Genomic DNA, 8,623 nt, shown 5'->3' with positions numbered 1-8,623 from the left:
GTGGCTTTGATGATCCGCAGGTTGGCCTGATGCGGCACGATCCAATCGACATCGCCCGGGGTCAGACCGGCGCGCTCCAGCGCGGTATGCGCGGTATCGGCCAGCTTTTCCACCGCGTGGCGGAACACCTGATTGCCCTGCATCCGCAGATGGCCGGTTGTGCCTTTCGACACGCCGCCATCGACATACAGCAGATCGCGATAACGCCCGTCCGAGTTCAGATCGGTGGCCAGAATGCCGCGATCGTCCGAGGTGCCTTCGCCTTCGGCGGCTTCCAGAACCAGCGCGCCGGCACCGTCACCGAACAGCACACAGGTCGAACGGTCAGTCCAGTCCATCAGGCGGCTAAAGGTCTCGGCGCCGATCACCAGAATCCGTTTGGCCTGCCCGGACAGGATCATGCCATTGGCGTTCGACAGCGCGAAAATGAACCCGGCACAGACCGCCTGAACGTCGAAGGCAAAGCCGTGGTTCATGCCCAGTTCTTCCTGAACCATGGTCGCGCAGGACGGAAAGGTGAAATCCGCGGTCGAGGTGGCGACGATGATCGCGTCGATATCGCTGACCTCAAGACCGGCGTCTTTCAACGCGGCGCGGGCGGCATTTGCAGCCATCTCCGAGGTTTTCTGACCTTCGGCGGCGAAATGGCGGCGCTCGATTCCCGATCGCGAGCGAATCCATTCATCGGTCGTATCGACAGTTTCTTCGAAATAGCTGTTGGGGATAACGCGTTCCGGCAAATAATGCCCCGTTCCCCTGACGACTGCCCGTATGGTCATTTATTATCTTTCGTTGTTTTCCTCGTCCTGCGCCGCATCTTGGCGCGGGGCGGCAGACGATGCAACCCGTGCCGCAAGCCGTTCGGCAAAGCCGCTTTGCGCAAGTTGGAAGGCCAGCTTGACGGCCGAGGATACCCCGGTTGCGTCCGCCGAGCCATGCGATTTCACCACGGTGCCATTCAGCCCAAGGAACACGCCGCCATTCACCCGGCGCGGGTCGATGCGCTTTTTCAGGCGCTGCATCGAGGTATAGGCCAGCAGGGCGGCAATGCGCGACAGCGGGGTGAATTTGAACGCCGCTTTCAGCAATTCCGAAATCAGGCTGGCAGTGCCTTCGGCGGTTTTCAGGGCGACGTTGCCGGTAAAGCCGTCGGTGACGATCACATCGACATGTTTCGACGGAATATCGCCGCCTTCGACAAAGCCGACAAAGGCAAAATTGTTGCTGCCCGCAGCAATAGAGATCAGATCATGAGCCAGTTTCAGTTCGGACCGGCCCTTGTGCTCTTCGGTGCCGACATTCAGCAGGCCGATGCGCGGATGCGACAGGTCCAGACCGTTGCGGGCATAGGACGCGCCCATCAGCGCATATTGCAGCAGGTCATGTTCATCGGCGCGGATATCGGCGCCGACATCCAGCATCACGTTGAAACCGCCGGGATTGCGCGATGGCCACAAGCAGGCGATGGCCGGGCGGTTGATCCCCGGCAGCTTGCGCAGGCGCAGCATCGACACCGCCATCAGCGCGCCGGTGTTGCCGCAAGACACACAGGCCCCGGCCTCGCCCAGACGCACGGATTCGACCGCCGACCACATCGACGTGCCCTTGCCGCGCCGCATGACGTGGCTGGGTTTCTCATCCATGGTGACGATTCCGTCGGCATGACGGATTTCACAGCGCCCGGTCAGGGACCGGCGCCGTGCTACAAGCTTGGTCAGCTTGTCTTCTGGCCCATGCAGGATGAACCGGATATCGGGGTTTTTAGCCGCCGAACGGGCAATACCGGCGACAACTGCCGCCGGGCCGCGATCTCCGCCCATTGCGTCGACCGAAATAACGGTGCGCACATCAGGGGCGGGTGTCTGTGAGGTGACTGAATCCATGATCCGACGAAAAACCCCGTATTAACGGAAGCTTACGCCGCGTCTTCGTCCAGATCGATCTCGTCAGCCTGTGCGACCACTTCGCGGTCGGCATAATGGCCGCAAGCGCCACAAACGTGGTGCGGACGCTTCAGTTCGCCACAATTCGGGCATTCCGCCGGGTTGCCAGCAACCAGGGCATCGTGCGAACGGCGCATGTTGCGGCGCGAACGCGTGATTTTATTCTGAGGGACAGCCATGTCACAACCTCGGTGTTCGGGGGCATAAGCCCTTGATTTATTTAAGAATGAGCAACGTCATCGCCGCCGGGGCGCACCGTCCAACCCATCGTGTAAACGAGGCCGGGAACATACCCGGATTCTTCCCCGGCGCAAGTCTTTTCTGCACCTGCTAATCAGAGTCGTTTTCGTCGCCTCCGGACAGGCGGTTTTTCAGCGCCGCCAGACCGGCAAAGGGCTTGGTGTCTTCGTCGGTCAGCGCCGCGACGCCGGGTTCGGCGAACACCGCCTGACCCAGATCGGCACCCGCAGCGCGCGGGTAAAGCGGCAGGTTCAGCGCCAGCGCCTCTTCCATCACCTCGGCCAGCAACAGCTGGTCAGGCATCGGTTCAACGCTGTCATCCTCGGGCATCTCGACCTCTTCCTCGTCGGGCAGTTCGGGCATATGTGCCAGATAACGCCGGGTCAGCGGCACATCGATGCGGGTCGTTACCGGCGCCAGCGTCACCACGCAGGGCTGCACCACGGTGGCGCCCAGTTGGCCGGTCAGCCGCCAGTCGCGCTTGCCCTCGGGGGTCAGGCTGCCGCGGAACGACAGCTTGCGCAGCGCGCTTAATTCCAGTCGCGCGGCGATCTCGGCGCGGGTGGTCTCGTCCGGGACCAGTTCGAATTTGTGGTCCTGCGCCGCCTTTAGCGCCGACAGCCGCACCGGATCGAAAGACAGCACTGTCATCTTGCACGTTCCATTCTTGAACCCAAAGCGTTCCTTCTATAAGCCGATACGAGGCAAGGGACAGTGTTGCAAGAGGTGGTTATGCGAAAGTCCGGGCGTATCAGGACACTGGCACTGGCAGGGATCGTCGCGGTTTCACTTGCCGGGTGTATCGATATTTATGAAAAGCACGGCTACGCGCCTGACCAGATCGAGCTGGAAAACGTCATCGTGGGTGTGGACACCCGCGATACCGTTGCCTCGACTGTCGGGCCGCCCTCGACTTCGGGCCTGACCCGTGACGAGGCGTGGTATTACGTCGAAAGCACCTCACGTGCCCGAGGGCCGATGGCCCGCGAAGAGGTCGAGCGTCGCGTCGTCGCAATCAGCTTCACCCCGGCAGGCACGGTCACCAACATCGAGGAATTCGGTCTTGAGGACGGCTTGGTCGTTGTCCTGAACCGCCGCGTTACCGATGGCGGGATTCAGGACATCTCGTTCCTCGATCAGCTGCTGGGCAGCGTTGGCAACATCGACCCCGGTAAGTTCCTGGGCCAATAACCCTAGCCGCGCTCGTCCGGCTTGAAGTCCAGAGCGACGCCATTGATGCAATATCTCAGCCCGGTTGGCGCCGGGCCGTCGGGAAAGACATGGCCCAGATGGGCGTTGCAGCGGTTACAGTGAACCTCGGTGCGGCGCATGAACAGGCTGCGGTCGGTCTGTTCGCCGACCATCTCGGGGTCCATCGGCTGGAAAAAGCTGGGCCAGCCGGTGCCGCTGTCGAATTTTGCCGCCTGATCGAACAGCGGCGCGCCGCAGCAGACGCAAGTGAACATGCCCGGCTGTTTCGGGAAATCATCATGGGTAAAGGCGCGCTCGGTCCCGTGCTTGCGCGTGACCTTATAGGCCAGCTCGGACAGTTGATCGCGCCATTCCGCATCGGTCTTGGTGATCTTTTCGGCCATTTTCCGGTCCCCTTTGTCAAATAGCTGTCATGTCTTGTGTGCTATTGGTCCTGCGACCATATTTAGGCCACTGGCGTTCACGCGCCAATCAACAAGGAGTGCACACCGATGCTTTCATTGCGCAAAGGACGGTATGTGTCGCGACTGGCCGAGACTGCGGCCGATATCCGCGCCGCTCAAGAGTTGCGCACGCTGGCGTTTCGCAACGGCGATGCGGCGGCGCTGGATCAGGATCAGTTCGATCCGCTGTGCAAGCATTTCCTTGTCGAAGACGCCCGGACCGGGGATCTGGTCTGTTGCTTCCGGCTGTTGCCGCTGCGCGGCGGGGCCGAGATCAATCAAAGCTATTCAGCGCAATATTACGAGCTGTCAGCGCTTCAGGATTTCGCCGGGCCGATGGTCGAAATGGGCCGGTTCTGCATTCATCCCGACCACCGCGACCCCGATATCCTGCGGGTGGCATGGGGAGCGATGACCCGGTTCGTCGATGAAACCGGGGTCGAGATGCTGTTCGGCTGTTCGTCGTTCAAAGGCACCGAGGCCGACGCCTATATGGATGCTTTCGCGCTGTTGAAGGAAAAGCACCTTGCGCCCAAGCGGTTCCTGCCGCGGATCAAGGCGCCGAACGTGTTCCGCTTTGCCCAGAAACTGCGCCGGGCCAAGCCCGACGCCAAGCGCGCCATGCTGGGGATGCCGCCGTTGCTGCGGACCTATCTGCTGATGGGCGGCTGGGTCAGCGATCATGCCGTGGTCGACCGCGATCTGAACACGCTGCATGTGTTTACCGGGTTGGAAATCAAGGCGATTCCCGCCGCGCGCAAGCGGTTGCTGCGCATGGTGGCCGGTTAAACGGCAAATCCACGGCCTTGTGACGCCTGTCAGCCGGTCGTTAACAAAATCACCATTGTCTTTGCCCATCATCTGCCGCTAAGGTCATGAAACGTCAGTGCGTCCGCCTTCGTGTGGCCCTGCGTTTTATAAGTTTCGCTGGCTTCCGCTTCGCCCCGGCACGTTTGTCCGGCCCGAGTGGAACCAGACCGATCGGTCTTCGTGACCACAAGTTTGACCCGGTTTTGAACCGGGTTCGTATAATGGATGCCGCTTTCGCGGTGTCGGAGACAAACCGCGATGGACCGCGTGAACACGAACAGGCAATACACAGGCAGGCCTTCCGCCGCCGCGTGTGCCGTCGGCGCGCTCCCCCACGCCCAAACAAGACACCACCCGCAACGTCCGCCTCCGCAAGGTCGCCGGCGATTGCCGCGGTGCAAAGAGACACAATGGCTAAGAAAATGCTCATCGACGCCACCCACGCGGAAGAAACCCGCGTTGTGGTGGTGGACGGAAACAAGGTTGATGAATTCGACTTTGAGACGGTCAACAAACGCCAGCTTGCCGGCAATATCTATCTCGCAAAAGTAACCCGGGTCGAACCGTCGCTTCAGGCGGCCTTTGTCGACTATGGCGGCAATCGCCATGGTTTTCTGGCGTTTTCCGAGATTCATCCGGATTATTACCAGATCCCGACCGCAGACCGCGAGGCACTGCTGGCCGAGGAACGCGCCTATGCGAAATCGCTTGAGGAAGACGAGGAAAAGCCCTCGAAATCCCGCCGATCGCGCGGGCGCTCGCGCAGCAAGCCCAAGGCAGAAGACACCAGAAGCGACGATGCGGTTGAAACCCGCGACGTGACCGAGTCGATCCCCGGCATGGACGTCGTCGATCTGGGCGAGGACACCGCCGAAGACGCGCCGATCGAGGCCGTCGAAGATCAGGCCGCGCCCGATACCGCGCAAGAGGTCGATACCGCCGAAAACTCGGCCACGGATCAGGATGTCACCGACGAGACCGCCGAGGACAGCGCCGACGACAATTCGGATGACGACACCGATGAGGACGAGGACGAAGACGAGTCGGGTGATGACGACACCGGCTCTGAGGCGTCGGATCGCGACTCTGAGATCGAATCGGTCGCCGAAGAAGACGTTGCCGAAGAAATCCGCCAGCCGCGCAAGCCGCGTCCCAAGCGGTATAAGATTCAAGAAGTCATCAAAGTGCGGCAGATCCTGCTGGTGCAGGTCGTCAAGGAAGAGCGCGGCAATAAAGGCGCAGCTTTGACCACCTATCTGTCGCTGGCTGGCCGCTATTGCGTCCTGATGCCCAACACCGCCCGTGGCGGCGGCATCAGCCGCAAGATCACCAATGCCGTCGATCGCAAGAAACTGAAAGAAATCGCCGCCGAGATCGAAGTGCCGGAAGGCGCCGGTCTGATCATCCGCACTGCGGGCGCCAAGCGCACCAAGTCCGAGATCAAGCGCGATTACGAATATCTGCAACGGCTGTGGGAACAGATCCGCGAGCTAACGCTGCGCTCGACCGCGCCGGCGCCGATCTATGAAGAAGGCAACCTGATCAAACGCTCGATCCGCGACCTGTATAACCGCGAGATCGACGAGGTTCTGGTCGAGGGCGAGGGCGGCTATCGCGTCGCCAAGGACTTCATGAAAATGATCATGCCGTCCCATGCCAAGAACGTGAAACATTATAGCGACCCGCTGCCGCTGTTCGCGCGGTTCCAGGTGGAAAGCTATCTGTCGTCGATGTTCAACCCGACGGTTCAGCTGAAATCGGGCGGTTACATCGTCATCGGCGTCACCGAGGCGCTGGTTGCGATCGACGTGAACTCGGGCCGGGCCACCAAGGAAGGCTCGATCGAGGACACCGCGCTGAAGACCAACCTTGAGGCCGCCGAAGAGGTCGCCCGTCAGCTGCGTCTGCGCGATCTGGCCGGTCTGATCGTCATCGACTTTATCGACATGGAAGAGCGCAAGAACAACGCCGCCGTCGAAAAGCGTATGAAGGACAAGCTGAAAACCGACCGCGCCCGCATTCAGGTCGGCCGCATTTCCGGCTTTGGCCTGATGGAAATGAGCCGCCAGCGTCTGCGCCCCGGCATGCTTGAGGCCACGACTCAGCCGTGCCCCAGTTGTCACGGCACCGGCCTGCTGCGCTCGGACGACAACCTTGCGCTGTCGATCCTGCGCCAGCTGGAAGAAGAAGGCGTGCGTGGCCGCAACAAAGAGGTGCTGTTGAAAGCACCGGTCGGCATCGTCAACTTCCTGGTGAACCAAAAACGCGAACATATCGCTCAGATCGAGGCGCGCTATGGTCTGTCGGTGCGGATCGAGGCCGATGTTCACCTGATCAGCCCCGATTTCACCATCGAACGCTTCAAGACCGCGTCGCGCGCGGTGCCCGAAGTGACGGCGCCGGTGATCTCGGTCGATACCTCGGACATGCCCGATCTGGTCGAAGAGGATGAGGTCGAAGAGGCCGAAATCATCGAGACCCCCGATGTCGAATCCGAAACCGGCTCCGAGGATGCGCCTGCGCCCAAGAAACGCCGTCGGCGGCGTCGGCGGCGGAGCAAATCCGGCAACGGCACTGGCGATGAAATGACGAATGGCGACGACGAGTCGTCAGACGATCAGGCCGAGGATCAGGAAACTGGTGACGAGGGGACCGCCGAGGTCGCGGCAGAGGCCGAAACCGCCGAGGCGACTGAAGCCGCACCCGAAGCTGCTGCCGAAGAGGCCCCCAAGCCCAAGCGCCGCTCGCGGTCACGGTCGCGCTCGCGGTCCAAACCGGCCGAGGAGGCCGTGGTTGAAACCGCAGCTGACGCCGAAGCCCCGACCGACGCTGAGCCGGAACAAGCCGTGCAAAATGTGATCGACGCCAGCTTCGACCATAACTTCGAACCGACGCCCGAACCGGAACCGGAACTGGTCGCAGCGGACGAACCTGCTGCCGAGACCGCCCCGGTCGAAGAACTGCCGGTCGAGGCCGAAGTGGCCGAGCCCGCCGTGGTCGAGATGGCGCAGCCCGAGGTGATCGAAGCGGCCCCGGAACCGACCCCCGAACCCGAACCGGCCCCCGAGCCGGAACTGGTTTCGGCGGACGAGCCGGAAAAATCGTCCAAGCCGAAACGCACCGGTTGGTGGTCGCGCTGATAAGACACTGAAACGCCGGGCCAAGCGCCCGGCGTTTTCATTTCCGGCGGATCAAAAAGGCGGGCACCGGGCCGGTCTCGTCACAGGATAGAAATTCGTGCCCGGACTCGGCGCAGAAATGCGGGATGTCGATCACCGCCACCGGATCGCTGGCCAGAATGCGCAAGACCTGCCCCGACGCCATCGCGCGCAAGGCCTTTTGGGCGCGCAGCACGGGCAGGGGGCATTTCAGCCCGGTCGCGTCAATTTCCAGATCAATGCTCATGCCCTTCCCATAGGCCAATTCCGCGCGCCGCGAAAGCCCGCGCGCCCGGCCACGCGGTTGTGACAATTGGTGGCGTGACCTTGGCCGCCGCTTGGGCTATGTCGAACGAAAAGAGGTCAAGGCATGTTCGGTATTGAACTGATCGACGCGGGGCTGTTCCCGGCAATGATCGTCGCGCTGGCGGCGGGTCTGCTGAGTTTTCTCAGCCCCTGCGTGCTGCCGATCGTGCCGCCTTATCTGGCCTATATGAGCGGCATCACCGTCACCGAACTGGGCGAAAAGCAGGGGCGCGCGCGGGCGATATTGCCAGCGCTGTTCTTTGTGCTGGGCCTGTCGACGGTGTTTCTGTTTCTGGGCTTCACCGCCTCGGCCTTTGGGTCATTTTTTCTGAAAAATCAAAGCTATTTTAACGTTTTCGCCGGCATCATCGTGATGGTGTTCGGGGCGCATTTCGTCGGCGCGATCCGCATTCCGTTCCTGAACCGCGAGGCGCGGATTGATGCGGGCGATCAGGGCGGCTCGGCCTTTGGCGCCTATCTTCTGGGGCTGGCTTTTGCCTTTGGCTGGACG

The 8,623-nt window shown here is 61.6% G+C and carries 10 protein-coding genes; 4 read left to right on the top strand and 6 right to left on the bottom strand.

The genetic code is table 11. From position 1 onward, the window contains the following. From ABYW26_RS06815 to ABYW26_RS06800, 4 genes are all read right to left on the bottom strand, one after another. Positions 1–779: beta-ketoacyl-ACP synthase III (locus ABYW26_RS06815; RefSeq protein ID WP_372604026.1), on the bottom strand; the 779-nt coding region annotated here is incomplete at its 3' end. A 3-nt stretch (positions 780–782) separates the two neighbouring features. Continuing rightward, a complete protein-coding gene (gene plsX / locus ABYW26_RS06810; protein ID WP_372604025.1) occupies positions 783–1,883 on the bottom strand; it encodes a phosphate acyltransferase PlsX in 1,101 nt (366 codons plus the stop codon). A 32-nt stretch (positions 1,884–1,915) separates the two neighbouring features. Beyond that, entirely contained in the window at positions 1,916–2,122 is a 207-nt protein-coding gene (gene rpmF, locus ABYW26_RS06805; RefSeq protein ID WP_372604024.1) for a 50S ribosomal protein L32, read from the bottom strand. Positions 2,123–2,273: 151 nt separating this feature from the next. Next, positions 2,274–2,834: a DUF177 domain-containing protein gene (locus ABYW26_RS06800; RefSeq protein WP_372604023.1), complete on the bottom strand. Its 561-nt coding sequence runs from the start codon at positions 2,832–2,834 to the stop codon at positions 2,274–2,276. 81 nt (positions 2,835–2,915) lie between these two features. On the opposite strand from ABYW26_RS06800, the gene ABYW26_RS06795 reads away from it, so the two are divergent. Beyond that, the gene (locus ABYW26_RS06795) at positions 2,916–3,374 is read left to right on the top strand and encodes an outer membrane protein assembly factor BamE (protein WP_372604022.1); all 459 of its coding nucleotides are present in this window, start codon (positions 2,916–2,918) and stop codon (positions 3,372–3,374) included. Positions 3,375–3,376: 2 nt separating this feature from the next. On the opposite strand, the gene msrB is transcribed toward ABYW26_RS06795, so the two are convergent. Beyond that, positions 3,377–3,778, bottom strand: a complete 402-nt coding sequence (gene msrB, locus ABYW26_RS06790) for a peptide-methionine (R)-S-oxide reductase MsrB (protein WP_372604021.1) — start codon at positions 3,776–3,778, stop codon at positions 3,377–3,379. A gap of 108 nt (positions 3,779–3,886) precedes the next feature. Here msrB and ABYW26_RS06785 point away from each other — a divergent pair, with 108 nt between their 5' ends. Together ABYW26_RS06785 and ABYW26_RS06780 are read left to right on the top strand one after the other, a co-directional pair. Continuing rightward, positions 3,887–4,627 carry a GNAT family N-acetyltransferase gene (locus ABYW26_RS06785; protein ID WP_372604020.1) on the top strand — a complete coding sequence of 247 codons (741 nt, stop codon included), beginning with the start codon at positions 3,887–3,889 and terminating at the stop codon, positions 4,625–4,627. A 431-nt stretch (positions 4,628–5,058) separates the two neighbouring features. After that, positions 5,059–7,788 (top strand): ribonuclease E/G, encoded by a 2,730-nt coding sequence (locus ABYW26_RS06780; RefSeq protein WP_372604019.1) that lies wholly within the window; start codon positions 5,059–5,061, stop codon positions 7,786–7,788. A gap of 37 nt (positions 7,789–7,825) precedes the next feature. On the opposite strand, the gene ABYW26_RS06775 is transcribed toward ABYW26_RS06780, so the two are convergent. After that, the gene (locus ABYW26_RS06775) at positions 7,826–8,053 is read right to left on the bottom strand and encodes a sulfurtransferase TusA family protein (RefSeq protein WP_372604018.1); all 228 of its coding nucleotides are present in this window, start codon (positions 8,051–8,053) and stop codon (positions 7,826–7,828) included. 123 nt (positions 8,054–8,176) lie between these two features. On the opposite strand from ABYW26_RS06775, the gene ABYW26_RS06770 reads away from it, so the two are divergent. Beyond that, a partial coding sequence (locus ABYW26_RS06770) for a cytochrome c biogenesis CcdA family protein (protein WP_372604017.1) occupies positions 8,177–8,623 on the top strand: 447 nt, incomplete at its 3' end.

This window comes from Actibacterium sp. (assembly GCF_041584535.1).
Classification (GTDB): Bacteria; Pseudomonadota; Alphaproteobacteria; order Rhodobacterales; family Rhodobacteraceae; genus Actibacterium_D.
Note: the sequence above shows the minus strand (reverse complement) of the source record. Positions and strands in the feature narration are given on the sequence as shown.